At 74.1% G+C, this 25,071-nt stretch carries 22 protein-coding genes, 2 tRNA genes and 1 other RNA gene; 14 read left to right on the forward strand and 11 right to left on the reverse strand.

All coding sequences use genetic code 11. The features are described from left to right. Window positions 1-395 precede the first annotated feature (395 nt). Window positions 396-668, reverse strand: coding sequence for a hypothetical protein (locus KIN34_RS06405; protein WP_214348263.1), 273 nt, complete (start codon window positions 666-668; stop codon window positions 396-398). Between the two features lie 104 nt (window positions 669-772). Between KIN34_RS06405 and KIN34_RS06410 the strand changes: the two genes are divergently transcribed. The 3 genes from KIN34_RS06410 to KIN34_RS06420 all read left to right on the forward strand — a co-directional run bounded on the left by KIN34_RS06410 (window position 773) and on the right by KIN34_RS06420 (window position 2,242). After that, entirely contained in the window at window positions 773-1,006 is a 234-nt protein-coding gene (locus KIN34_RS06410) for a hypothetical protein (RefSeq protein WP_214348266.1), read from the forward strand. Between the two features lie 55 nt (window positions 1,007-1,061). Beyond that, window positions 1,062-1,847, forward strand: a complete 786-nt coding sequence (locus KIN34_RS06415; RefSeq protein ID WP_214348269.1) for a helix-turn-helix domain-containing protein — start codon at window positions 1,062-1,064, stop codon at window positions 1,845-1,847. 131 nt (window positions 1,848-1,978) lie between these two features. After that, a complete protein-coding gene (locus KIN34_RS06420; protein WP_214348272.1) occupies window positions 1,979-2,242 on the forward strand; it encodes a hypothetical protein in 264 nt (87 codons plus the stop codon). A 308-nt stretch (window positions 2,243-2,550) separates the two neighbouring features. On the opposite strand, the gene KIN34_RS06425 is transcribed toward KIN34_RS06420, so the two are convergent. After that, entirely contained in the window at window positions 2,551-2,913 is a 363-nt protein-coding gene (locus KIN34_RS06425) for a hypothetical protein (protein ID WP_214348274.1), read from the reverse strand. Between the two features lie 156 nt (window positions 2,914-3,069). Between KIN34_RS06425 and KIN34_RS06430 the strand changes: the two genes are divergently transcribed. Then, window positions 3,070-4,239 carry an IS481 family transposase gene (locus KIN34_RS06430; RefSeq protein ID WP_214348277.1) on the forward strand — a complete coding sequence of 390 codons (1,170 nt, stop codon included), beginning with the start codon at window positions 3,070-3,072 and terminating at the stop codon, window positions 4,237-4,239. A gap of 40 nt (window positions 4,240-4,279) precedes the next feature. On the opposite strand, the gene KIN34_RS06435 is transcribed toward KIN34_RS06430, so the two are convergent. Together KIN34_RS06435 and KIN34_RS06440 are read right to left on the reverse strand one after the other, a co-directional pair. Then, window positions 4,280-4,364: transfer RNA gene (locus KIN34_RS06435), tRNA-Ser, on the reverse strand. A 118-nt stretch (window positions 4,365-4,482) separates the two neighbouring features. After that, the gene (locus tag KIN34_RS06440; RefSeq protein WP_214348280.1) at window positions 4,483-6,618 is read right to left on the reverse strand and encodes a DEAD/DEAH box helicase; all 2,136 of its coding nucleotides are present in this window, start codon (window positions 6,616-6,618) and stop codon (window positions 4,483-4,485) included. A gap of 245 nt (window positions 6,619-6,863) precedes the next feature. On the opposite strand from KIN34_RS06440, the gene ffs reads away from it, so the two are divergent. Continuing rightward, window positions 6,864-6,960: signal recognition particle sRNA small type (gene ffs / locus KIN34_RS06445), an RNA gene on the forward strand. A gap of 34 nt (window positions 6,961-6,994) precedes the next feature. On the opposite strand, the gene KIN34_RS06450 is transcribed toward ffs, so the two are convergent. Together KIN34_RS06450 and KIN34_RS06455 are read right to left on the reverse strand one after the other, a co-directional pair. Further along, a complete protein-coding gene (locus tag KIN34_RS06450) occupies window positions 6,995-7,666 on the reverse strand; it encodes a GNAT family N-acetyltransferase (RefSeq protein ID WP_214348283.1) in 672 nt (223 codons plus the stop codon). A gap of 3 nt (window positions 7,667-7,669) precedes the next feature. Then, window positions 7,670-8,098, reverse strand: a complete 429-nt coding sequence (locus KIN34_RS06455) for an Lrp/AsnC family transcriptional regulator (protein ID WP_214348286.1) — start codon at window positions 8,096-8,098, stop codon at window positions 7,670-7,672. A gap of 99 nt (window positions 8,099-8,197) precedes the next feature. Between KIN34_RS06455 and KIN34_RS06460 the strand changes: the two genes are divergently transcribed. The 4 genes from KIN34_RS06460 to KIN34_RS06475 all read left to right on the forward strand — a co-directional run bounded on the left by KIN34_RS06460 (window position 8,198) and on the right by KIN34_RS06475 (window position 13,297). After that, entirely contained in the window at window positions 8,198-8,875 is a 678-nt protein-coding gene (locus KIN34_RS06460; protein WP_214348289.1) for a LysE family transporter, read from the forward strand. A 73-nt stretch (window positions 8,876-8,948) separates the two neighbouring features. Then, window positions 8,949-12,014, forward strand: coding sequence for a DNA polymerase III subunit gamma and tau (locus tag KIN34_RS06465; protein WP_214348292.1), 3,066 nt, complete (start codon window positions 8,949-8,951; stop codon window positions 12,012-12,014). 58 nt (window positions 12,015-12,072) lie between these two features. Further along, entirely contained in the window at window positions 12,073-12,672 is a 600-nt protein-coding gene (recR, locus tag KIN34_RS06470; protein WP_214348295.1) for a recombination mediator RecR, read from the forward strand. Window positions 12,673-12,730: 58 nt separating this feature from the next. Beyond that, complete coding sequence (locus tag KIN34_RS06475; protein ID WP_214348298.1) at window positions 12,731-13,297, forward strand: DUF5063 domain-containing protein; 567 nt, start codon at window positions 12,731-12,733, stop codon at window positions 13,295-13,297. Between the two features lie 18 nt (window positions 13,298-13,315). Here KIN34_RS06475 and KIN34_RS06480 read toward each other — a convergent pair whose 3' ends face one another. Together KIN34_RS06480 and KIN34_RS06485 are read right to left on the reverse strand one after the other, a co-directional pair. Continuing rightward, the gene (locus KIN34_RS06480; RefSeq protein WP_214348301.1) at window positions 13,316-14,437 is read right to left on the reverse strand and encodes an ABC transporter permease; all 1,122 of its coding nucleotides are present in this window, start codon (window positions 14,435-14,437) and stop codon (window positions 13,316-13,318) included. Continuing rightward, the gene (locus KIN34_RS06485; protein WP_214348304.1) at window positions 14,434-15,438 is read right to left on the reverse strand and encodes an ABC transporter ATP-binding protein; all 1,005 of its coding nucleotides are present in this window, start codon (window positions 15,436-15,438) and stop codon (window positions 14,434-14,436) included. Before KIN34_RS06485 ends, KIN34_RS06480 begins: the two co-directional genes overlap by 4 nt. 175 nt (window positions 15,439-15,613) lie before the next feature. On the opposite strand from KIN34_RS06485, the gene KIN34_RS06490 reads away from it, so the two are divergent. The 5 genes from KIN34_RS06490 to KIN34_RS06510 all read left to right on the forward strand — a co-directional run bounded on the left by KIN34_RS06490 (window position 15,614) and on the right by KIN34_RS06510 (window position 21,351). Continuing rightward, window positions 15,614-16,885: an aspartate kinase gene (locus KIN34_RS06490; protein WP_214348307.1), complete on the forward strand. Its 1,272-nt coding sequence runs from the start codon at window positions 15,614-15,616 to the stop codon at window positions 16,883-16,885. Continuing rightward, complete coding sequence (locus tag KIN34_RS06495) at window positions 16,882-17,970, forward strand: aspartate-semialdehyde dehydrogenase (protein ID WP_237689059.1); 1,089 nt, start codon at window positions 16,882-16,884, stop codon at window positions 17,968-17,970. The genes KIN34_RS06490 and KIN34_RS06495 overlap by 4 nt, the downstream gene beginning before the upstream one ends. Window positions 17,971-18,383: 413 nt before the next feature. After that, window positions 18,384-19,790, forward strand: a complete 1,407-nt coding sequence (locus KIN34_RS06500; RefSeq protein ID WP_214348310.1) for a sensor histidine kinase — start codon at window positions 18,384-18,386, stop codon at window positions 19,788-19,790. After that, the gene (locus tag KIN34_RS06505) at window positions 19,778-20,440 is read left to right on the forward strand and encodes a response regulator transcription factor (RefSeq protein ID WP_214348313.1); all 663 of its coding nucleotides are present in this window, start codon (window positions 19,778-19,780) and stop codon (window positions 20,438-20,440) included. The genes KIN34_RS06500 and KIN34_RS06505 overlap by 13 nt, the downstream gene beginning before the upstream one ends. Next, window positions 20,437-21,351: a DUF4097 family beta strand repeat-containing protein gene (locus KIN34_RS06510; protein WP_214348315.1), complete on the forward strand. Its 915-nt coding sequence runs from the start codon at window positions 20,437-20,439 to the stop codon at window positions 21,349-21,351. Before KIN34_RS06505 ends, KIN34_RS06510 begins: the two co-directional genes overlap by 4 nt. An 82-nt stretch (window positions 21,352-21,433) precedes the next feature. On the opposite strand, the gene KIN34_RS06515 is transcribed toward KIN34_RS06510, so the two are convergent. The 3 genes from KIN34_RS06515 to KIN34_RS06525 form a co-directional block, all read right to left on the reverse strand. Then, window positions 21,434-21,507: transfer RNA gene (locus KIN34_RS06515), tRNA-Pro, on the reverse strand. A gap of 48 nt (window positions 21,508-21,555) precedes the next feature. After that, a complete protein-coding gene (locus tag KIN34_RS06520) occupies window positions 21,556-22,500 on the reverse strand; it encodes a metallophosphoesterase (protein ID WP_307858113.1) in 945 nt (314 codons plus the stop codon). Next, a complete protein-coding gene (locus tag KIN34_RS06525; RefSeq protein ID WP_214348318.1) occupies window positions 22,497-25,013 on the reverse strand; it encodes a penicillin-binding protein in 2,517 nt (838 codons plus the stop codon). The genes KIN34_RS06520 and KIN34_RS06525 overlap by 4 nt, the downstream gene beginning before the upstream one ends. Between the last annotated feature and the right edge of the window lie 58 nt (window positions 25,014-25,071).

Genomic DNA, 25,071 nt, shown 5'->3' on the forward strand with positions numbered 1-25,071 from the left:
CTTACGCGACGCCCCGTGCGGCTGCTCGCGCGCTGCGCGCTATCCGCGCCCAGGCTGCTCCGGGCCGTCGCGTGCCCGCGACGCTTTACCCCTGCGAACGGTGCCGACGGTGGCACCTCACGTCTCAGCCGCCGCGGGGTCGCCGAAGGTCGTGGGAGCGGTACCTGGCAACCACCCGCTGAGGACCGTTCAGGCCCCTGCGGGTCGCCGTGCTGCGACAAGCGCCAGGACAGCCGCAACGAGCGCCGGAGTGGGCCGGACGCCTTCATAGTGCAGGGCGAGCTCGGCGTCGGCACGTGTGGTCGGGGCGCCGTGCCCGACGCGGGGGTCCCACGTGCTCTCCGCGAGGTGGAGCGCGTGAACGACGGCGTCGAGTGCATCGTCGGTGATCGCGCTCATGGGGCGTCCGCCAGGTTGTCGGCGGATTGCGCCTGCTCGAGGTCGGTTCTGCGCCCGGGGCGCATGTCGCCTCTCAGCTCTTCGACCTTGCGAAGGTCCTGTGCCCGCCACACCGCGCCGCCGTTGAGCTCGCCTGCGGGTTCAGGAAGCCACGCCGGTCGAGGGGTTGTGAGCCGGTGCTGGCGGAGTGTTGCGGTGGTGATCCCGAGCCGCTGCGCGAGGCGTGGCGCGTCGTAGAGGCCCTCGACTGGGCCGGGGTCCTGGGGCACGAGACGACTCTTTGGCATGCGCCCATCGCACCTATCAACGCAGACGTAGACCAGTGTCGGAGTTGCCGGCTAGACGCGTCTACGTTGACGTAGATAGGAGATAGATGATGCAGACGTTCCCGGCCAAGCGAGCCAGCCGCACCGGCGCGCTCGTCGTCGTGACCGATCCCGCAACCGCAGCCGCGCTCGTCGGCCAGCTCATCGAGCTCGTCGCCCCGGACGGCAGCACCGCGCACGGCCGCGTGACCGGCGTCGGGCGCACCTGGACCACCCCGGACGGGCGAGACGCGGCCTACGCGTACCTCGATCCCGCATCGATCACTGCTGACGTGGCGTGACGACAAACCGCCGTGTCAGCAGCCCACAGAGCCGCACCGAGCACGAGGAGCACCGATGAGCACCAAGACCGCCCAGAAGGCCGCCGGACGCCCCACGGTGCACCGCGCGCGCATTCCCGCCGATGCCATCGCCGTCCTCGTCGTCCAGACGCTCGTGCTGGCCGGCGTTTGGCTGACCGCCATTGTCGTCAGCTTCACCGGGCTCGTCGCGGCGGCCGGTTGGGCGAATGTCGCCGGCTTGCCAAGCTTCGGAGTGCCTCTTTTCATCGATGGGATCCTCGTTGGCGCCTCGCTGGCCTACCTCGTGGCACGCGAGCGGCACGACCGCGCGAGCCAGTGGATCGCGGTCCTGGCGATGCTGGCGTTCTGCGGCCTGTCGATCACCGGGAACGCGACCCACGCGCTCGGGAGCAGCGCCGCAGGGATGGAGCGCATCACGGGCATCCTCCTGGCCGTCGCCGCGCCGGTCGCGATCCTCGTCACGACGGAGCTTCTGGCGCGGACCGTGATCGCCAGCCCGGACGAGCACGTGCCCGCCCCGGCGTCGCGTGCGGCTCGTCGTGCCGCTCGGCCGGCCACCGTGACCGCTCCTGCCGCCCTGCCGACCACAGCGCCTGCACCCACGACGCAGCCCGCCCAGCGCCCCGCCCAGTGGGATGAGACGGCGCGCCCGAAGCGGTCCTCGTACAGCCAGGAGCAGCGCGCTGAGGCTGTGCGGCTCGCCGCCGAGGGGCTGAGCCAGCGCCAGATCGCCGAAGCCGTCGGCGCCACTAAGAGCGCAGTCCAGAGCTGGCTCGCAGCGGGCGTTCCCGCAGGTCAGCCTGTAGGAGCCAACACGTAACATCCACACAGGCGTTCGAGCGGTCCGCGAGGCACACGCGGATAGCCCGGGCACCCGCTATTGAGCGCGCGCTCGCGGACGCGCAGTCGCTTCGTGGCCGGCTCGCGGCGGCTGTGGAGACCGGGGATCAGGTGGATGCCGCACAGACCCTCACGGACGCGCTCAGCGCCTCGTTCCGCCTCGTGCAGGCCGTCCCGGTCCTCGCCGCCCGCCACAGCACGTGGGCGTTGGCGTTCACCGGGACGAGCGAGTACTCGGCCGAGTGCAGGGCACGGCTGGCGATCACGCACGTGGACCGTCTGGCACGTGCTGCCGCTGCCCCGGCGGTCGTGCAGGAGCCGGGGACGAGGTTCGCCGGCGACCTCGACGACGCCACGATCACCCCCGTCCCGTGACGGTCGACGCTGTGCAGGACGCGCAGGTCGTCGCTGCGATCGACGACGCTCAGGCGCTCGCAGCAGAGCTCAGGGGACGGCTCGCAGATCTGGCCATGGGCGCCTGGGACGGTCCACCGGATGAGGCAGGCGTGTTCGAGGCCGCCGTGGCAGGTGCGAAGGCGCTACGGGACGCCGTACCCGCGCTCGCGGACGGCACTGGACCGACACCGTGGCCTACAACGACGCCGAGCGCATGGACCGGCGGGCACTGTGCGCGGTTCGGTCCCTCACGGTTCTGGCAAGACGCGCGCGGGGACTCCCCGTGCTCAGCGTGCGTCGTTGAGCTGAGCCAGCAGCGCTCGGGCGCGATCGGCGATGTCGGGCTCGCGGTCGTGGGCCAGGGCGTCGAGCGTCGTGGCTGGCAGGCCGGGCACGTCGAGGATGGCCCGACGGACAACGGGGTCAGGGTGCCCGACGAACCGGCTGGCTACTGGGCCGGGGCATGACGCGTGCAGGACCACGGACCGCACGATTTCGTCCATGCTCGGGTCGCGCGCTTCGAGCAGGGAGGGTGCGACGACGACGAGCTGTTCACTGGTGGATCCTGGGTCTCGCGCGACGGCGAGCCGGACCGCGAGCGGAGCGGCGACAAGCGCCCAGGGGGACGGCGGAGGCTGTCGGCGGGGCATGGAACCAGTGTGCGGCGCCTTCGAACGGGTGTGCGCACGATGGTGTGGCGCACGCACAGGGGCAAACCCTCAGAAGTGCTCGCAGATATCCGACGCTGGTCGACCAACGCATGTCTCAGGACATAGGCAACATGGCTCGGGCGTCGATGAGTTGGCATGTCGCGTGCTCGTCTGGTCATCACCGCTGTCGTGCTCGAGGGCCGTTCGCAGGCCGAGGTCGCCCGCGCCTACGGGCTATCACGGTCCTGGGTGAGTCGCCTGGTCGCCCGATACCGCGAAATCGGTGACGCGGCGTTCGAACCCCGATCGAGACGACCGCTGACGTCACCGACAGCGCTCAGCGCGGCGACCGTCGAGCTGATCGTGTCCGTGCGTACGCACCTGATCGCCGACGGTCTGGACGCCGGCGCCCACACCATCGCCTGGCACCTGACCCACCACCACGACCTGAAGGTCGCACCCGCCACGATCTGGCGCCACCTCACCGCGGCCGGGCTGATCGAGCCCGCACCGAAGAAGCGACCCCGCACCTCCGACATCCGCTTCGAGGCCGACCTACCCAACCAGATGTGGCAGACGGACTTCACCCACGTGCCCCTGGCCGACGGCACCGACACCGAAGTCCTCACGTTCATCGACGACCACTCCCGCTTCGTCGTGGCCTGCACCGCCCACGAACGGGTCCACGGCGCCGACGCTGTGACCACCTTCCGAGCCGCGATCAGCACACACGGCGTCCCCGCAACGATGCTGTCCGACAACGGCATGGTCTTCACCACCCGCCTGGCCGGCGGCCGCGGCGGCCGCAACGGCTTCGAGTCCGAGCTCGCCCGCCTGGGCATCGAGCAACGCAACTCCCGACCCAACCACCCCACCACCTGCGGCAAGGTCGAACGCGTCCAGCAGACCCTCAAGAAATGGCTCGCCGGCCACCCCACCGCGACCACCACCACCGAGCTGCAGACCCTGCTCGACACCTGGCGCGAGCACTACAACACCGCCCGCCCCCACGCCTCACTGAACCGACGCACACCCGCAGCCGCCTACGCCGCCAAAGCCAAGGCCCACCCCGTCGGCGGCGCCGGCACCCACGAACGCGTCCGCCACGACCGCGTCGACACCGACGGCAAGCTCACCTTGCGCATCGCCGCCCGACTGCACCACATCGGCATCGGACGAGCCCGCGCCCGAACCCCCGTCATCATGCTCATCGCCGACCTCGACGTCCGCATCGTGCACGCCATCACCGGCGAACTCCTACGCGAGCTCACCATCGACCCCACCAGGGACTACCAACCCCAACAACGCAAACAGGCCGGACCCTGAGGGTCCGGCCTGTTGCCGATGTCCTGCGACATCACACCGGCGGAGGATGGGGGATTCGAACCCCCGAGGGCTTGCACCCAACACGCTTTCCAAGCGTGCGCCATAGGCCACTAGGCGAATCCTCCTGGCGGTCGCGCGCGTCCCGCGGGGCGGGTCGTGCGTGTCCTGGCCGCGAACCAGGGTACCGGACGCCAGGGGGCGCTCCGGCCACGGGACGCCACGGGACGCAGCGCCGGTCCTGGGTCAGACGCGGCGGTGGACGACCAGCGGGAGCACGGCGGTCGCGCCCGCGCGGCGCAGGGCCGCCGCGGCGATCGTCACGGGCCACAACGAGGACGTCGCGTCGACGACGAGCAGGACGGCGCGGCCGGCGACGGCCGACGGGTCGGGCACACGCACGGCGTCCCGCCAGGCGGCGGCCTCGTCGGCGGACGTCAGGTCGCGGGACGTGCGGGCGGTGCGCACCGCGTCGTCGTCCACGGCGAGCGGGGCCCGGGACATGCGCCCGATCTCGGCGATGCGGGCGGCGAGGCCGTCCGTCAGCACCGCAAGGCCCGCCGCGGGCAGCGCGGCGACGACATCGGGGCGCGCAGGCCACTGCCGGCCCCACGCGCGCAGGAGCGTCACGACGCCGTCGACCAGCTCGTCCGGCGGGGGCGCGTCGCGCTCGAAGGCGGTCGCGACGAGCTCGCGCCACTCGGGGGCGTCGGCGTGGATCAGCGCCCGCCCGGGCTCGGCGATCTCGGCGGGGGAGATGCGGCCGCGTGCCCCGAAGGCGCCGCCGGGCCACATCTTGCGCGGCTCGACCGGGTGCCACTGGGTGCGCAGCAGCCCTGCCACGGCGCGCGTCGTCTCGAGCGACGGCTGCTCCGGCAGACCGTCCGGGAGCGAGCCCGTGCACACTCTGCATCGGCCGCACGGCTGGGCGCTCGGGTCGTCGAGCGACTCCTGGAGCAGCTGCATGAGGCAGCGACGACCGCTCGCGTAGTCGCGCATGATGTCCGCCTCGCGATGCCGCACGGCCAGCACGCCCTCGTAGTGCTCGGCGTCGTACGTCCACTCCCGGCCCGTGCGGGCCCAGCCGCCCTCGCTGCGCTCGACCACGCCGTCCACCGCGAGCTGCTTGAGCATGAGCTCGACGCGCGTGCGCCGCAGCCCTGACTCGGCCTCCAGCGCGGGCACCGAGGCCGGCTCGTCGGGAACGGTGGGCATCACGTCCAGGAGGCGGCGCATCGCACCCGGCTCGGGGATCGAGGCGGTCGCGAAGTAGTCCCAGACGCCCGCGTCCGCGCCGGAGGTCAGGAGCACCACGACGGCGTGGTCGATCCCGCGCCCGGCGCGCCCCACCTGCTGGTAGTAGGAGACGGGCGAGGGCGGCGCGCCGACGTGCACGCAGAAGCCGAGGTCCGGCTTGTCGTAGCCCATGCCGAGCGCCGACGTGGCGATGAGCGCCTTGAGCTCGTTGCGCCGCAGCGCCTCCTCGAGCCGCTCCCGCTCGGCCCCGTCGAGCTTGCCCGTGTAGGCGGCGACGGGCAGCGCGTCCCCGTGCTGCGTCCGCACGGCCTCGGTCAGCCGCTCTGCGTCGGCGACCGTGAGGGCGTAGACGATCCCGGACCCGGGCAGGTGCGGCAGCTGCTCGGCGACCCAGGCATACCGCTGTAGGGGCGTGAGCGAGTCGATCACGGCCAGCTGCAGGCTGCTGCGGGCCAGCGGGCCGCGCAGCACGAGCGTGTTCTGGCCCAGCTGTGCCGCGACGTCCTGCGTGACCCGCGCGTTCGCCGTGGCGGTCGTCGCCAGGACCGGGGTGTCCGGGTTGAGCGCGCGCACGGTGTCCGCCACGCGCCGGTAGTCGGGCCGGAAGTCGTGACCCCAGTCGGAGACCGCGTGCGCCTCGTCGATCACCAGCATCCCCAGGTTGCCCGTGAGGGCGGACAGCACGCGCCGGCCGAACCCGGGGTTGGCGAGTCGCTCGGGGGAGACCAGGACCACGTCGACGGACCCGTCCCGCAGCGCGCCCTCGATCGAACCCCACTCGTCGACGTTCGACGAGTTCAGCGTGGCCGCCCGCAGCCCGGCCCGCCCGGCGGCCGCGACCTGGTCCCGCATGAGGCTCAGCAGCGGAGAGACGACGAGCGTCGGGCCGGCGCCCGCCGCTCGTCGGATCGCCGTGGCGGTCCAGTAGACGGCCGACTTCCCCCACCCGGTGGCCTGCACGACGAGCACACGCGCGCCGGGCTCCACGAGCCCGACGACGGCGCGCTCCTGGTCCTCGCGCAGCCGCGCGCCCGGTCCGGCGAGCGCCTCGATCACGCGTGTCGCGACAGCCTGCTGGTCGGGCGACAGCGCGGCCGCGGGGCTCGTCGTCGGGCTCGTCGTCATCCCGTCACCGTAGGCGCCCGCACCGACACCCCGCCGCCACCCTCCACAGGCCCGGGCACCCGACGTCGCCCCGACCGGCGCGCTCCGCGCCCCGAGCGCGTCGGTCCCGCGCGAGAGCGCGGCTCCGTCGCGCGCTCTCGCCGCGCGGTGACGACCTGGGCGGCGGGTCGGGGAGCTCGTCGCCTCAACGCTGCGGCCCGGCGTCGGCGGTTCGGAACGCCGGCGCGGGCGCGTTAAGGTAGGCGCCAGACCCCTCGTGCGGCGTCATCTCGCTGAACTCCCCCAGGGCCGGAAGGCAGCAAGGGCAGGCGAGCTCTGGCGGGTGCACGGGGGGTCCTTGCATGCTCCTTGCATGCCCCTTGCGTGCCCCGGGCGGTCACACGCGCAGGACGGGTGGAGCGAGCGCGGCGACGAGCGCGTCCCAGTCCGGGCCGCTCGGGTCCACGCCCTCCGACGAGGCGAAGTAGGACTCGAGGAACGCGCGCAGCGGCGCCGTGGGGACCAGCCACGTGCCGTCGGCCTCGACCCCCGCGAGCCGGTCGCCGGACGCGCAGAGGGCGAGCAGCAGGAGCCCGCCCACGCGCGGGCCGCCGGGTCGCATCGCCGGCTGCACGTAGGGCACCGGCACCACGCGTGCGCCGCGGCGCCGGTAGAACCGCAGCCGCGCCACGGGGTCGCCGTGCTCGGGCGACCCGGCGTGCACGGCCGGGTCCTCCACCTCCGCGAGCACCAGCCACGGGTCGAGCTCCGCGCGCCACGCCTCGACGGCCGCGTCCAGCAGCGCGCCGCCGACCCCGCCGCCGCGCCCGCCCGGGGCGACGGCCAGGTGCGCCAGCAGCAGGATCCCGGTGGCGGGCGACCACTCGGCGATCGCGGCCCCGAGGAGCGCGCCGTGCTGCTCCGCGACGACGAGCCGCAGCCGCCCGTGCGCGAGCAGGTGCTGCAGGACGGCCAGGTCCGCGAGCTCGTCGGACGGGAAGGACGGCTGCAGCACGTCGGCGTGGACGCGAGCGAGGTCGTCGGGGGACGAGGTGGCGCGGATGTGCATCGGTCAGGCTCCTCGCAGCGCGAGCCGGGTGAAGGTCTGGGCGGCGCCCGCCTCGGTCTTGAGGCGCCGCACCAGCTGGTCGAGCGTCGCCGGGTCCGGCACGTGGGCGTGCAGCAGGTAGTCGTAGGAGCCTGTCACGTGGACGGCGTCGTGCACCTGCGGGAAGCCCGACGAGACCGTGGCGACGAAGGCCTCGTTCGTCGTGCCCGGGTTGAGGCGCACCTCGACGAACACCTCCAGCCCGCCGGTCGACGAGGACGTGGCCGCGCCCCGCACGACCGTGAAGCCACGGATCGTGCCCTCCGCCTGCATCCGGCGGACCCGGGCCGCCGCCGCGTTCGCGGACAGGCCGACGCGCGCACCCAGGTCGCGGAACGACAGCCGCGCGTCGGCCGTGAGCTCACGGAGGATCACGTCGTCCAGCCTGTCCATGACGACGATTATCGCGCTTCGCCCGCGAGAAGCGCACCAGGACGGGCAGACACGCCGTCGACCCTCGACGACGGGAGGCGTGCCCACGACGATGCGTCCGTGCTCCTGACCTCCGACCCCGCGTCCGTGGTCGAGGCCGGGACGGCGGCGCTGCTGGGCGTCGTCGCCGGTCTGGCGGTGGCCGTGCCCGTCGGGCCGGTCGCGGTGCTCGTCGTGCGGGAGGGCATGGCACGCGGCACGCGCACGGGGCTCGCGGCCGGTGCCGGCGTCGCGACGGTCGACGCCGGGTACGCGGTGCTGGCGGTCGTCGCGGGCGTGCAGGTCTCCCGCGCGCTGGCGCAGCACGAGGCCGCGGTCCGGACCGGGGGTGCGCTGGTCCTCGCCGTCGTCGGCCTCGTCGGGCTCGCTCGCTGGTGGACGACGAGGTCGTCGTCGCACCTCGCGCCCGGCCGGCCCGGCGCGCCTGGCGCGGACGGGCGCGGGGCGACCGCGGGCGCGACGTGGGCGAGGTTCACGGCACTCACCCTGCTCAACCCGCTCACCGCCCTGGTCTTCGCGAGCGTCGCGGCCGGGCTCGGCGGTCGCCTGGCTCCGGGCGTCGTGACGAGTGCCGCGTTCGTCCTCGGGGCGGCCGTCGCCTCGCTCACCTGGCAGAGCGTGCTGGCGCTCGCGAGCGCGTGGCTCGGTGGACGCGTGGGCAGTCGGTGGCACGGCCTCACGGCGCCGCTGGGCTCGGTCCTGGTGGTGCTGCTCGCGGCGTCCGTCGCGCTCGGCTGACCCCGCCGTGGTGGGTCGTGCTCCTGTGCGCGAAGGGCACCGGGTGTCGGCGGGGGCGTCTAGGGTTCGGGGGGTGACGACAGCGCTGTACCGCCGCTACCGGCCGGAGACGTTCGCCGAGGTGATCGGCCAGGACCACGTCACCGCGCCGCTGCGCCAGGCGCTGCGCTCCGGTCAGGTCAACCACGCCTACCTGTTCTCCGGGCCGCGCGGGTGCGGGAAGACGACGAGCGCGCGCATCCTCGCGCGCATCCTCAACTGCGCCCGCAACACCGACGCCAGCCCCACGGACACGCCCTGCGGCATGTGCGAGTCGTGCATCGAGCTCGCCCGCGGCGGCCCGGGGAGCCTCGACGTCGTCGAGATCGACGCCGCGAGCCACGGGGGCGTCGACGACGCGCGTGAGCTGCGGGAGCGCGCGACCTTCGCCCCGGCCCGGGACCGCTTCAAGATCTTCATCCTCGACGAGGCGCACATGGTCACGACGCAGGGCTTCAACGCCCTGCTCAAGATCGTGGAGGAGCCCCCGCCGCACGTGAAGTTCGTGTTCGCGACGACCGAGCCGGACAAGGTCATCGGCACCATCCGCTCCCGCACGCACCACTACCCGTTCCGCCTGGTCCCGCCGGACGTCCTGCTGCCGTACCTCGAGCAGCTCTGCGACGCCGAGAGCGTGCCCGTGGGCGGTGGGGTGCTGCCGCTCGTCGTGCGCGCCGGAGGCGGCTCCGTCCGGGACACGCTGTCGGTGCTGGACCAGCTCATCGCGGGCGCGGACGAGCAGGGGATCGAGTACGCCGGTGCCGCGGCCCTGCTCGGCTACACGCAGTCGTCGCTGCTGGACGACCTGGTGGACGCCATCGCCGCGCGGGACGGCGGTGCGGCCTTCCGCGTCGTCGAGCGCGTCATCGCGACGGGCCACGAGCCGCGGCGGTTCGTGGAGGACCTGCTGGAGCGCCTGCGGGACCTCATCGTCATCGACGCCGCCGGAGAGGCCGCCGGTGCCGCGCTGCGCGGGCTGCCGCAGGACCAGCTCGAGAGCATGCGCATCCAGTCCGCGCGGCTGGGTGCCTCGGAGCTGTCCCGGTCCGCCGACCTCGCCAACGCCGCGCTCACCGAGATGACGGGGGCGACGTCCCCGCGCCTGCACCTCGAGCTGCTGATGGCGCGCCTCCTGCTGCCGGCCGCCGACGACGACCGCACCGGCCTGGCCGCGCGGCTCGACCGGCTCGAGCGCGGGGCACCGGCGACCGCCTCGGCCGCCCGGGACGAGCGGCCCGCCGCTCGCGCACCCGAGCCGGCCTCGGCCCCGGTCGCGGCGGGAGGCGCGTCCTTGGCAGGCGGCCCGACGGGGGCTGCCGCCGCTCGGGCGGCGCTCGCCGCGCAGCGCGAGGCCGCCGCCCAGCGGGCGGCCGATCCCGCCGCGAGCACGCGGCCGCCCGCGCGACCTGACACGCGGCCCACCGAGCCGGCAACGGCCCGCGCGGTACCCGCTGCCGCCGTTCCCCCAGCCGCGGCCCCGCCGGCACGCGACGTGACCGGCCCGCCGCCGTGGGACGTCCCGGAGGACGAGGCCGAGGACGCGACGACCGACGCAGCGGCCACCGACGTCACCTCCGACGCGGCGCCCTCCGATGACGCGCGCTCCGACGAGACCAGCTCCGCCGAGGCGACCCCCGATGCCGCGACCGCCGACGAGTCGGACTCCTTCGCGGCGACGTCGGACGAGGCGGCCTCGGACGACGTGACCTCGGACGACGTGACCTCGGACGGCGCGGTCTCGGACGAGGCGATCGCCGGCGCGACGGCCACGGGCGACGCGACGGCCGAGGAGCCGGCGCACGACGAGGCGGTCGCGATGCCGGGCCGCGACGACGTCGACCCGGCCGGGGTCGGACCGGACGCCCTCGGCGCCGCGGAGGCCGAGCAGGCTCCCGAGCCGGCCCGCGCCGCGCTGGACGCGCCGGTCGAGGGCGCGCCGTTCCAGCCCGCCGCGCCGTTCCAGCCCGCCCCGGCGGGCGTGGCCGGCGAGACGGAGACGCTGCGCCGGCGCTGGCCGGAGGTGCTCGACACGGTCCGGTCGCTGCGCCGCGTGACGGGCGCGCTGGTCGACCCGAACAACGCGCAGGTGGCGGAGCTCGACGCGACGACGCTGCGCCTGGCGTTCACGACGCCGGAGCTCGCCACGACCTTCCGGAACGGTCCGCACGCGGACGTCGTCGCCCAGGCGGTCCGGGAGACGCTCGGCTTCGACGTGCGCGTCGAGGCCACCGGGGGCCCCGCGGGCGAGGGTCGTCCGGGCGCGAGCCACGTCGGCCGCGGGCAGTCGCCCTCGCAGCGGCCGCCGTCCGGGCGCGCGTCCGGCGGGCCCGAGGGCCGAGCGCCCCGGTCCCGTCCGGGTGGTACCTCCGGCCGTGCCGCGGGCCCGGGGGAGCCCGGGTCGGGCGACGACGACGCGGAGCCTCACCGGGCGCCGCACACCTCCGCGCCCGCCGAGGGCGCCACCCGTCCCGCGGGGGCGTCGCCGAGCTCCGACTGGGAGCCGCCCGAGGAGCCGGACGACCCCTGGGCGACCCCGCTGCCCGACGATGCGGCGAGCACGCCGGCACCCACGTCCGACGCCCGGCGCACCGCCGCGCCCACGTCGGACGCCTCGCGCCCGACGGAGGAGCCCGCGACCCCGCAGGCCGCTGTGCCCGTGGTGCCGGGCGTGATCTCGGCGGCGGACGCCGCTGCGTCGTGGGACGTGCCGGCGACCAGGACCGCGGCACCGCCCGCGTCGGACGACTGGCCGGAGGTGTCGACGCCCCCGGCGCAGCGTCCGGACGACGCGAGCGCTCGGGGCGGCTCCGCCCGCACCGACGGGTCGCCGCCCGCCGGGCCGGCGACCCGCGCGGGCAGCCCGTCGGTGAGCGCCGCGGAGTCGGCGGTCGCGCGCGCGCAGCGGCTCGCGGCGGCTGCACCGCAGCGTTCGTCGGAGCCCGCGGTGCGGTCCCGCCCCGCGCCGGTGGCGCACGACCCGTACGACGAGCTCTCGCCGGACGACCCGGACATGGCGTCGTCCGGCCTGGTGGGCGCGCCGCTCGTCGCGCAGCTCCTGGGCGGCACGGTGATCGACGAGCAGATCGACGACGGCCGCTGACGCGTGCCGTCGCGCGGCCTGCCGCTGCCGGGCGGCCCGCAGGCCGTAGGGTGGAGGCGTGTACGAGGGCGCGGTCCAGGACCTGATCGACGAGCTCGGGCGGTTGCCCGGAGTCGGTCCCAAGAGCGCCCAGCGCATCGCGTTCCACCTGCTGTCGGCGGACCCCGCGGACGTGCGCCGGCTCGCCGACGCGCTGATCGAGGTCAAGGCGCGCGTGCGGTTCTGCGACACCTGCGGCAACGTCGCGCAGGAGGAGCAGTGCCGGATCTGCCGTGACCCCCGCCGCTCGCCCACGGTCATCTGCGTGGTCGAGGAGGCCAAGGACGTCGTCGCGATCGAGCGCACCCGCGAGTTCCGCGGCAAGTACCACGTGCTCGGCGGCGCCATCAACCCGATCGCGGGCGTCGGGCCGGACGACCTGCGCATCGCGCAGCTCATGCGACGCCTCGCGGACGGCACGGTCACCGAGGTCATCCTCGCGACGGACCCGAACGTCGAGGGCGAGGCGACGTCCACGTACCTCGCCCGCCTGCTCCTGCCGATGGGCCTGACGGTCAGCCGGCTCGCGTCGGGCCTGCCGGTGGGCGGGGACCTCGAGTACGCCGACGAGGTGACGCTCGGCCGCGCCTTCGAGGGACGCCGGCTCCTCAGCGCCTGATCTGGACGACGCCCGGACACGACGAGAGCGTCCGACGAGGACGCGGAGGGGAGCTCGGATGACCATGACGGCGGACGACGGACTGCGGGAGATCGCGGAGGCCGTCGCGGGCGAGTCGCGGCGCTACCTGACCACCGTGACGGAGGTCGCCGCGGGGGCCAACCCGGAGGCGGCGCTCCCGCTCCTGCTCCTGGCCGTGTCGGACGTGCTCGCCGCGGGCGCACGGCTCGGCGCCACCACGGACGTGGTGCCGGCGGAGCGGTTCGAGCCGGACGTCGGCCCGGACCCGGACGTCGAGCCGCTGCGTGCCGGCCTGGCCAACGCGTTCGAGGGCGTGGACGAGTACGTCGAGGTCGTCGACCCGCTCCTGGGTCCGGACGTCGAGGCGTCCACGGTGTCCGGCGACCTCGTCGCGATCGCCGGCGCGCTCGTCCAGGGGCTGCGGCACTACGAGGCGGACGGCGTGCTCGAGGCGCTGTGGTGGTGGCAGTTCTCCTACCTGTCGGACTGGGGCGAGCGCGCGTCGAGCACGCTGCGCACGCTGCAGGTCATGCTCGCGCACCTGCGGCTGGACGTCGCGGACGACGTCGCGACCGAGGCGGAGTACGACGCGCTGCAGCCCTGACCCCTGGCGGCTCCCCGCTCAGGCGACGCGCGTGCCGCGCGGCAGGGTGCGCTGCGGGATCGACAGGCGGCGGACCGCCACGACGAAGCCGGCGACGCCGAGGAGCAGGTTCGCGGCCAGACCCCACGGCCACACGGGAGCGGTGCTCGTGACCGTCTCGTCGGACAGCTCGTCGCCGACCCAGCACTCCTGGAGGGGGTCGTCGGGGCCGTCCCGCACGGTGCGGACCGCGAAGCGGATGTAGCCCAGCAGGTCACCCTCGGTCACGGAGCTCTCGGACTCCGCGACGGACGTGCCGGAGCCGTCGGCCACCACGACGAACGGGTTGATCGCCAGCAGCCACCAGGTGCGCTCGGTGTGCGCGACGTCCCGGACCTGCTCCTCGATCGTGCAGACGGACCCGTCGTAGGTGCCGTCCCAGTCGGACGGCACGGTGTAGACGCGCGTCGTCTCGGTCGTCGTCACGGCGGGGTAGGTCACGCCGAAGAGGATGAGGCTGAGGAACGCCAGCGACGCGACGACGACGAACGTCAGCACGGTCGACCCGGCGGTCCGCGACACCAGCGCGGACAGCCCGAGGCCGATGCCGCACACCGCGATCAGCAGCGTCGCGATGAGCAGGACGACGAACAGCAACGACCACCACGGCGTGGGCCCGGCCGCGGTCGCGAACGCCAGGAACGGGATGCTCGTCACCAGGAACGCGCACGACGCGACCCAGGCGGCCAGGAGCTTGCCGAGCGCGATCTCGGCCGGCGTCAGGAGCGTGACCTGCAGCGTCGCGAGCGTCCCGGCGTTGCGGTCCCCGTTGACGGCGGCCGAGGTCAGCGTGGGGGTGACCAGGAGGCCGAGCCCGAGGACCAGGAAGGTGACGGCCGCGAACAGGACCGGCCCGCGCGGCTCGGTGCCACCGTCGTCGAGACCCAGGACCGTGGACAGCGCGCCGAACAGCAGGAGCGTGAGCGCCCCGACCACGACGAAGTAGACGATCAGCGCGACGAGCCACCGCGTCGACCGCACGCGCTGCCGCAGCTCGAGCGCGGCGACGGTCCGGACGCCGTGCCAGGTCAGTCCCCACCGCGCGTGACGGGGCGGCGCCGCGGGCGTGGGCGCGGTGCCGGTCTGCTCGACGACGCTCATCGCCGCTCCTCCTCGAGTGCCAGGTAGGCCCGCTCCAGCGCGCCCGCGGCGGGCGCGAGCTGGACCAGGGGGACGCCGGCGGCCACCGCGTCGCGCACGAGCCGGGCCGCGCCCGCGTCGCCGTCGACGTCGAGCAGCACGCCGCCCGGTCCGTCGGCGGGCGGTCGGTGCGGGTCGACGTCCTCGTCGGGACGCCACGTCGCGCCGACCTGCGTGAGCCACGCGCTGAGGGCCGCGTAGGAGAGCGCGCGCACGTGCCAGGTCCGACGAGCGTCCGCACCGGCTCCGACCGCGGCGACGTCCGCCGTCTGCACCGTCCGGCCCCGCGAGACGAAGACGACGTCGTCGGACATCTCCTCGAGCTCGGACAGGATGTGGCTCGAGACCAGGACGGTCTTGCCGCGCTCCGCGAGGCTGCGCAGCAGGATCCGCAGGTCGACGCGCGACCGCGGGTCCAGGCCGGAGGCCGGCTCGTCGAGCAGCAGCACCTGCGGGTCGTGGACCAGGGCGCGGGCCAGGCCGAGCCGCTGCTTCTGGCCGCGGGAGAGGACCGACGCAGGGCGGCCGGCGTACTCGCTGAGGTGCACGGTGGCGAGGAGCTCGTCGACCCGCGCGGCGGTCCCGGCGGCCGGGAGGCGGTACGCCGCGGCGAACGTCTGCAGCACCTCGCGGACGGTCAGCGAGTCCCAGGTGCCGAACGTGTCCGGCATCCACCCGGTGACCGCGCGGGCGGCCGGACCCTCGGTCACGGGGTCGTGCCCGCCGACGGTCACGGTCCCCGCGTCCGGCACCAGCAGGCCGGCGAGCACCAGCAGCAGGGTGGTCTTGCCGGACCCGTTGGGCCCGACGAGCGCCGTGACCGCCCCGGGCCGCGCCACCAGGTCGATCCCGTCCAGCGCCTGCACGGAGCCGAACGCGCGGTGCACCCCCTGCACGACGATGCCGCCTGACCGGGCGGCGGTCGCGACCGGCGCTGGCTGCTCCTCGGGGACGATCTCCATGGCCCCGAGGGTAGGGGCGCGGGCGCGCGCCGGACGTCAGACCGGGGTATGACGTGCCGACCACATCCTGATATCGCTGGATCACGGCGCGCGGACGTGCCTACCATCCCTGCGACCACACAGGACCCGGCGGGCCGTTGAGACAGACGGCGACCGGCGACAGATGGAGCAGCACGTGGCACTTGTCGTGCAGAAGTACGGCGGTTCGTCGGTAGCGGACGCCGAGAGCATCAAGCGGGTGGCCAAGCGCATCGCCGCAGCGAAGCGCGCGGGGGACGACGTCGTGGTCGTCGTGTCGGCGATGGGCGACACCACCGACGACCTCATCGACCTCGCCCAGCAGGTCAGCCCCCTGCCGCCCCAGCGGGAGATGGACATCCTCCTCACCGCGGGCGAGCGCATCTCGATGTCGCTGCTGGCGATGGCGATCAACAACCTCGGCGTGAAGGCCAAGTCCTTCACGGGCCAGCAGGCGGGTGTCATCACCGACGCCGTGCACGGCCGGGCCCGCATCGTCGACGTCGTGCCGACGCGCGTCCGGGAGACCGTGGACCGCGGGCAGGTCGCGATCGTCGCGGGTTTCCAGGGCGTGACCGAGTCGACCAACGACGTGACGACCCTCGGCCGCGGCGGCTCGGACACCACGGCGGTCGCGCTCGCGGCCGGTCTGGGCGCCGACGTCTGCGAGATCTACACCGACGTGGACGGCGTGTTCACGGCGGATCCCCGCATCGTCCCGGCCGCCCGCAAGCTCGACCGCGTCTCCTACGACGAGATGCTCGAGATGGCCGCCTCCGGCGCCAAGGTGCTCATGCTCCGCTGCGTCGAGTACGGCCGCCGCTACGGCGTCCCCATCCATGTCCGCTCGTCGTTCTCGAACCACACGGGCACCCTGGTCACCAACGAGAAGAGCGAGGACCCCACCGTGGAGCAGCCGATCATCGCGGGCGTCGCGCACGACCGCTCGGAGGCCAAGATCACCGTCGTCGGCGTGCCGGACGTCCCGGGCAAGGCCGCCCGGATCTTCCAGGTCGTCGCGGGTGCGGGCGTGAACATCGACATGATCGTGCAGAACGTCTCGGTGGCCGCGACGGGCCTGACGGACATCTCCTTCACGCTCCCGGCCGACGACGGCGCGGCGGGCATGGCCGCCCTGACCGAGCGCCAGCCGGACATCGGCTTCGCGTCGCTGCAGTACGACGACACGATCGGCAAGGTCTCGCTCATCGGCGCGGGCATGAAGTCGCACCCCGGGGTCTCGGCGCAGCTGTTCGCCGCGCTGTCCGACGCGGGCATCAACATCGAGATGATCTCGACCTCGGAGATCCGGATCTCGGTGGTCACCCGCGCGGACGACCTCGACGAGGCCGTGCGCGCCATCCACACCGCGTTCGACCTGGACGCGGACCAGGAGCAGGCCGTGGTGTACGGGGGGACCGGACGATGAACGCGAACGAGGCGATGAGCGGTAGCGCGCCCACCAGCGGGCTGACCGTCGCGGTCGTCGGCGCCACGGGCCAGGTCGGCGCGGTCATGCGCCGGCTGCTCGAGGAGCGCGACTTCCCGGTCGGCACCATCCGGTACCTCGCGTCCGCGCGCTCCGCCGGCCGCACCCTGCCGTGGCGCGGCGCCGACGTCGTCGTCGAGGACGTCGCGACCGCCGACCTGTCCGGCATCGACATCGCGCTGTTCTCGGCCGGTGGCTCGACGTCGAAGGAGCACGCCCCGCGCTTCGCCGCGGCGGGCGCGGTCGTCGTCGACAACTCCTCCGCGTGGCGCCGTGACCCGCAGGTCCCGCTCGTCGTCTCCGAGGTGAACCCGGAGGCGCTCGACGAGATCCCGCTCGGCATCGTCGCGAACCCGAACTGCACCACCATGGCCGCGATGCCGGTGCTCAAGGTCCTGCACGCGGAGGCCGGCCTGCGCCGTCTCGTCGTGTCCACCTACCAGGCGGTCTCCGGCTCCGGCCTCGCCGGCGCGCAGGAGCTGGACCAGCAGGTCCGCGCCGCGGTCGAGCAGGACACGCTCGCCCTGGTGCACGACGGCGGTGCCGTGTCCTTCCCCGACCCGGTCAAGTACGTGGCGCCGATCGCGTTCGACGTGATCCCGCTCGCGGGCTCGATCGTCGAGGACGGCCTGGCCGAGACCGACGAGGAGCAGAAGCTCCGGCACGAGTCGCGCAAGATCCTGGCGATCGACGACCTGCTGGTGTCCGGCACCTGCGTGCGCGTCCCGGTCTTCACGGGCCACTCGCTGTCGGTCAACGCCGAGTTCGCGCGGCCGATCAGCCCGGAGCGCGCCCGCGAGCTGCTCGCGGACGCACCCGGCGTGCAGCTCGAGGACGTCCCGACCCCGCTCAAGGCCGCGGGCAGCGACCCGTCCCTGGTCGGCCGCATCCGGTCCGACGAGGGTGCGCCCGAGGGCAGGGGCCTGGCGCTGTTCATCTCGAACGACAACCTGCGCAAGGGCGCCGCGCTCAACGCGGTCCAGATCGCCGAGCTCCTGGCAACCCGCCTCACCACGCACGCCTGACGCCGCTGACGACACGGCGTCGCCCGGCCCGAGGGCCGGGCGTCGCCCGGTCGGGGTCTGGACAGCCGGTGTGCGGCCCTGCCACCGTGGGGAACCGCGTCCGCGGCAGCCGCACGTCCAGGGGGCAACATCATGCGGTCTCGTCGAGTGATGACCATCACCGCGACCACGTCGGCGGGCTGACGTGGTCGCGCGGGTGGGGCGGTCCTGGCGGATCGTGTGGTGGGTGCTCGGCGTCGTCCTGGCGGCGGCGGCCGCCTACGGCATCTGGCTCCTGGTCTACGTCCTGACGAGCGAGAACACCATCGCCTGAGCCGAGTCCGAGCCCCGGCCGGGCCGGGGGATATCCCGACGGTCGGCCCGGGGGCGGGCACGGTGTCGGCCGGGTGCGCCCAGCGCCTAGCGTCGGGGGCATGACCTCGACCTCCGACGACGCGCCCCGGCCGCCCGTGCCGGTGCCGCCCGGCGACCTGGCGACCACGCACCCGTCCGCGGGCGCCGACGCCGCGACCGTGGCGCCCGCCCTCCTCGGAGGACGGGCCTTCGTGCTCGCCCCCTTCACGCCCGCGACGTGGCGCGCGGTGTCGCAAGCCGTCGTGGGCTGGGTCTGGCTGCTCGCGGCCGGCATCGTGGCGCTGACGATGATCCCGACGAGCGTGGCGCTGGTCCCGGCGCTCGGCGTCGGAGTGCCGCTGCTCGTCGGCTCGCTCGTGGTCGCCCGGTGGTTCGCCCGGGCGGAGATCGGCCGGCTGGCGCTGCAGACGGGCGCTCGCGTCCCGCCGGCGGACCCGCGTCCGGCGGCTCGGCCCGGCTGGTGGCCGGCTTTCGTCGCGCCGCTGCGGGATGCGCGCGCGTGGACGGCGACCGCCTACGCGGCGCTCGGTGCCGTGACGTCGTCGGTGGTGTTCGTGCTCGTCGTCGCGCTGGGCGGCGCCGGCCTCGCGGGCATCCTGGTCCCCGTGTACGGCGTCGGCCCGGTGCTGCACGACGCGCTCGGCTGGCCGGACGCGCTCCTGACGGCCGCGCTCGTCGTCGTCGGCGTGGTCGCGCTCTGGCTCGCCGCACTCGCCGCGCAGGGCGGCTCGCTGCTGCACGTGCGGATGGCGCGCGGGCTGCTGGGCCGCACGCGGGCGGCGGAGGAGATCGCCGCGGCGGAGCGGGCGCGGGCGCAGGCCGAGGTGCGGACGGCGCACGTCGAGGCGACGCGGACCCAGGTGGTCGGTGCCGCCGACGACGAGCGGCGGCGGATCGAGCGCGACCTGCACGACGGCGCCCAGCAGCGGCTCGTCGCGCTCGGCGTCGAGCTGGGTGCGGCGCGCCGGCGCAGCGCCGCCGACCCCGAGGCGGCCGCGGTCGCGCTCGAGCACGCCCACCGCGAGGTGCAGGAGACGCTGGCGGAGCTGCGGGACCTGGTGCGGGGCATCCACCCCGCCGTCCTGACCGACCGCGGGCTCGACGCGGCGCTCAGCGCGCTCGCGGCGCGGACCCCGCTGCCGGTGACCGTCGACGCGCCGGACGACGACGCGCTCGCGGCGTGCGGCGCCGCCGCCCAGGCCGCCGCGTACTTCGTCGTCGCCGAGGCGCTGACCAACGTCGCCAAGCACGCGGGTGCGACGAGCGCGCGGGTGCAGGTGCGCTGCGCGGACGGCCGGCTGCGGCTCGTCGTGCACGACGACGGGCGCGGGGGAGCCGCGGCGAGCCCGGGGAGCGGGCTCGACGGGCTGCGCAGCCGCATCGCGGCGCTGGACGGCACCTTCGACCTCGTCAGCCCCGCCGGGGCCGGCACGACCCTGACCGTGGAGGTGCCGTGCGCATCGTGATCGCCGAGGACTCGGTCCTCCTGCTGCACGGCCTGACGCGCCTGCTCACCGACGAGGGGCACGAGGTCGTCGGGTACCGCACGGCCGACGAGCTCGTGGCGGCACTGGGCGCCGACGCCACCCTCCCGGACGTCCTGGTCACCGACGTGCGGATGCCGCCCACGCACACCGACGAGGGCCTGCGCGCGGCGATCCACCTGCGCAGCCTCCACCCGCGGCTGCCCGTCCTGGTGCTGTCGCAGTACGTCGAGCAGCGGTACGCGCGCGAGCTGTTCGCGGGCGACGTCCGCGGTCTCGGGTACGTCCTGAAGGACCGCGTGACGGACGTGGACGAGCTGCTCGGCGCCATCGACCGCGTCGCGACCGGCGGCACGGTCATCGACCCCGAGGTCGTCGCCCAGATCATGGCGCGCTCGCGCCGCACCGGCCTCGAGCACCTGACGCCGCGCGAGCGCGAGGTCATGGCCCTCATGGCCGAGGGTCGCTCGAACTACGCGATCGCCGACCGGCTCGTCGTCGGGCTCCCCGCCGTCGAGAAGCACGTGACCTCGATCCTCACCAAGCTCGGCCTGCCGCCGGACTCCGACGACCACCGTCGCGTCCTGGCCGTGCTGCGCTGGCTCGAGCACCGACCGAACGGAGAGTCATGACCCTCGTCGACGCGCCGGTGACACCGGCGGCACCGCCCCCCACGCGCTCCTCCGGCGGCCGCACGCTCGCCTGGGTGGGCGGCACGCTCGGGCTCCTCCTGATCCTGTGGGCCGCGCTCGACGTCGTGGGCCTCGTGGCCCGCCAGGAAGCCGTCGCGCAGTCCACCCACGCCGCGGCCGCGGTGGTGGAGCTCGTCGCCGACGGCGACGTGACCGTGCGCACCTCCACCGCCTCGGACGTCGCGGTCGAGCGCACCGGCCGGTGGGCGTTCGTGGCCCCCGAGTTCCGCACCGAGACGGCGGGGGACACCCTCGTCGTCGAGTACACCTGCCCGTGGCGCTACCTGTGGAGCTGCGAGGCCGACCTCGACGTCACGCTGCCGGCGGGCACGCAGCTCGTCGTGCGGACCTCGGACGGGGACGTGCGGGCGTCCGGGTCGCTGGGCGGCGCCGAGCTGCGCACCAGCAACGGGCGCGTCGAGGCCAGCGACGTCACCGGCGACCTGCAGGTGCGCTCCAGCAACGGGGACGTGGTGGTCGGTGACGTGACCGGCGCCGTGACCGCGGAGACGAGCAACGGGCGCATCGAGGTCACGGGTGCGGGCTCGCTCGAGGCGCACACGAGCAACGGCGACGTCGACGTGCTCGACGTCGCGGGTGCCGTCGACGTCGAGTCGAGCAACGGCCGGATCGACATCGCCGACGCGCGCTCCGACATCTCGGCCGTCACGAGCAACGGCGACGTGACCGTGCGGGGCACGGGCGAGCCGGTGGCGCTGGACATCGACACCTCGAACGGTCGTCAGGAGGTCGCCGGAGCGACCGACCCGGCCGCCAGCATCCGCGTCGTCATCCGCTCGTCGAACGGTTCCGTCGCCTACCTCGGCCCGCGGGGATCCGACGAGTCCTGACCGCCGTCCGCGCCGACGGACGCGCACCACGCCCAGGCAAGACGAAGGCCCTGGCCGGAACACCGGCCAGGGCCTTCTGCTGTCGGGGTGGCGGGATTCGAACCCACGACCTCTTCGTCCCGAACGAAGCGCGCTACCAAGCTGCGCCACACCCCGTGAAGCCCGCTCAGACTACCTGACGGACCGCCGTGGGAACGAATCCGCTCATGCGGGCACGAGGGTGAGCAGCGTCGCCTCCGGACGGCACGCGAAGCGCACCGGCGCGTACGGCGACGTGCCCAGCCCACCGGACACGTGCAGCCACGTGGAGCCCGCGCCGCCGCTGCGGTCGGGACGGGCGCCCGGCCAGCCGTGCAGGCCCTTGGCGCGGCGGGTGTCGAGGTCGCAGTTGGTGACGAGCGCACCCCAGCCGGGCACGGCGAGCTGCCCGCCGTGGGTGTGGCCGGCGAGCACCAGGTCCGCGTCGTCCTCGAGCATGCGGTCGAGCACCCGCCGGTACGGCGCGTGCGTGACGCCCAGGTGCAGGTCGACCGGGCGGGCCGCGTCGAGGCGTGCGTCGTCCGCCCCGCCCGCGTCCGGGAACGCGTCGCGGTCCAGGTGGGCGTCGTCGGTCCCGACGAGGGAGAGCCGGCGGCCGTCGACGTCCAGGGCCCCACGGCAGTTGTCGAGGTCCACCCAGTCCGCCGAGGTGAACAGGCGCAGCAGCTCGCGCCAGGGCAGCTGGCGCGGCGGGTTGGCGTGCTGGCGGCGTGCGTCCCGCTGCAGGTACCGCGCGGGGTTCTTGGGCTGCGGCGCGATGTAGTCGTTGGAGCCCATGACGAAGGCGCCCGGGCGCGCCAGAAGAGGCTCGAGCGCCTGCGCCAGCGGACCGAGCGACCCGGGGTGCGCCCAGTTGTCGCCGGTGTCGACGACGAGGTGCGGGTCGAGCGTCGCGAGGTCACGGACCCAGGCGACCTTGTCCCGCTGGGACGGCGTCAGGTGCAGGTCCGACACGTGCAGCACCCGCAGCGGCGCGTGGCCGCCGGGCAGGACCGGGACGGTCACCTCCCGCAGGGTGTACCAGCGCGCCTCGAGCAGCGACCACGCGAGCGCGCCCGCGCCGGCCGCGACCAGCGCGCCCGCCGCGCGGGCCGGTCCGGGGACGCTCACCAGCCGTTGGTGCTGCGGAAGACGTCGCTGCTCGAGTCGTCGAGCACGCTGCCGTTCCAGAACCCGTCGTCGCCGCCGGGTCCGCGGTTGCCGTCACCGTTGCCGTTGCCGTTGCCGTTGCCGTTGTCGCAGCCCGGACCCTTGCCTTCCTGGCACGGGTCCGGCGGCTCGGGGGCCGGGCCGGAGGACAGGCGCAGCGAGATCACCGAGCCCTTGACGGCGCTCCCGCTCGGGCTCTGCTCCGCCACCAGGCCCTCGGCCACGTCGGACTCGACCCGCTCGGACGAGACGGAGACCTGGAACCCCGCGGCGTAGAGCCGCGAGCGCGCGTCGCTCTCGCTCAGGCCCACGACGTACGGCACGGAGATCTGCTTGCCGTAGATCTCGTCGGTGTCGGCCTCGGTGAAGTCGGGGTTGTCGCCGCCCTCGAGCGCGTCGTTCATGAAGCGCGCCCACGTCGGCGCCGCGATCGACGAGCCGTACGGGCCGGACCAGTACGTGTTGCCGTTGATCGTCTGCTCGTGCATCGACTTCAGCCCGTCGGGGTAACCGACCCAGACCGCGGTCGCGAGCTTGGGGGTGTAGCCGATGAACCAGGTGTGCTCGTTGTAGGTCGTCGTTCCCGTCTTGCCCGCGGCCGCGAAGCTCGGCTTCGGGACGTTGCTCGCGGTGCCCTCCCACACGTGGCTCAGCGCGAAGTTGATGGCGTGCGCGTACTTGGCCTCGATGCCCTGGTGGCAGTCGGCGTTCGGGACCTTGAGCTTCTTGCCGTTGGCGTCGGTCACCTTGACGATCGCGACCGGCGAGCAGTAGACGCCGTTGGCGGCGAAGCCCGCGTACGCGGCGGCCATGGTCAGGGGGGCGATCGAGTCGGAACCGATCACGTTCGAGGGGCGGTAGGGCATGGTGCCCTCACCGGCCGCGCCGCCCGCGAGGTGCACGCCGAGGTCCGCCGAGCCGTCCATGATCTTGCACAGGTCGAGCTTGCTCGCCATCGCGATGTACGCGGAGTTGACGGAGTTCTCGGTGGCCTTGAGGACGCTCATGTAGCCGCCGCTGCCCTCGGAGTTGCCGAACTTGTAGTCGCCCACGAGGTTGGTGCAGGGCGCGTTGAACTCGCTCTGCTGGTACTCCATGCGCGTGCCGTCGACGGTCTCGTTCAGCGAGTGGCCCTCACGCAGCCACTCGAGCAGCGTGAACGGCTTGAACGTCGAGCCGGGCGGGAAGCCGGAGGCGCTGCCGTACGCGTTGTCGGTGTTGAAGTTCACCGCGGTCTCGCGCGAGCCCACCTCTTGGGTGTTGTTGTAGATGCGGTTCTGGGCCATCGCCTTGACCTGCCCGGTCCCGGGCTCGACCACGACGATCGAGCTGCCCACCCCGGAGGAGTCCTTGACCGGCACACCGGCCTTGACCTCCTTGTCGGCGGCCTCCTGCATGTCCTTGTCCAGCGTGGTCCAGATGGTCAGGCCGCCCTCGAGCAGCCGCTCGCTGCGCTCCTGCGACGTCTTCCCGAAGGTCTCGTCCTTCGCGATGATCTTGGTGACGTAGTCGCAGAAGAACCCGGAGCCGGCGACGTTCTCGTCCGCCGACATGCAGCCGAGCTGCGTCTCCTTGGGGTGGAGCGAGTTCTTGATCTTGGCGGCGCGGCCCTTCTTGTACTCGGCGTCCGTGATGTAGCCCTGCTCGTGCATGAGCCGGAGCACGGTGTTGCGCCGCGTCTGCGACTGCTTCGGGTCCTTCAGCGGGTCCCAGCGCGACGGCGCCTGGGTGATGCCCGCGATGGTCGCCGCCTGGAGGTAGTTGAGGTCCGCGGCGGAGACGCCGAAGTACCGCTGCGCCGCCGACTCGACCCCGTAGACCGACGTGCCGAACTGCGCGATGTTGAGGTACTTCGCGAGGATCTCGTCCTTCGACATCGTCTTCTCGAGCGTGATGGCGAGCTTGGCCTCGCGCAGCTTGCGCGCCAGCCCCTCGGCACCCTCCGCGGTCCGGGCCTGCTCGATGCCCTCCGCGCGCTCCTCCGGGGTGTCCGCCTGCCGCGCGGCCTCGATGAGGACGTTCTTCACGTACTGCTGCGTCAGCGTCGACGCGCCCTCGCGGGACGTGTTGAGCGCGTTGCGCGCCGCGGCGCGCACCATGCCCATGAGGTCGATGCCCGAGTGCTCGTAGAAGCGCTTGTCCTCGGTCGCGATGACGGCGTCCTTCATCACCTGCGCGATCTTGTCGCCCGGTACCACGACGCGGTCCTGGTCGTAGAACGTCGCGAGCAGGGTGCCGTCGGAGGCGAGGATGCTCGACTTCTCCGGGAGGGGCTTCTGCTCGAGCTCGGTCGGCAGGTCGTCGAACGCCGTGATGCTCATGTCCGTCACGCCGTTCGCGACGGCCACGCCCGGCAGGACGAGGCCCGCCGCGAGCACCCCGCCGACGGCCGCGACCAGCACGAACGACAGCAGAAGGGCCAACGCCTGGAAGACGTTGACCTGACGACCACGGGCGCGGGCAGGCTGGGGCATGCCGCCAGGGTAGTGGGCGCCCCTGTCACCGTCTGCGGCTCTGCGCGGGCCCGGGTCG

This window comes from Cellulomonas fulva, from assembly GCF_018531375.1.
Lineage (GTDB): Bacteria > Actinomycetota > Actinomycetes > Actinomycetales > Cellulomonadaceae > Cellulomonas > Cellulomonas fulva.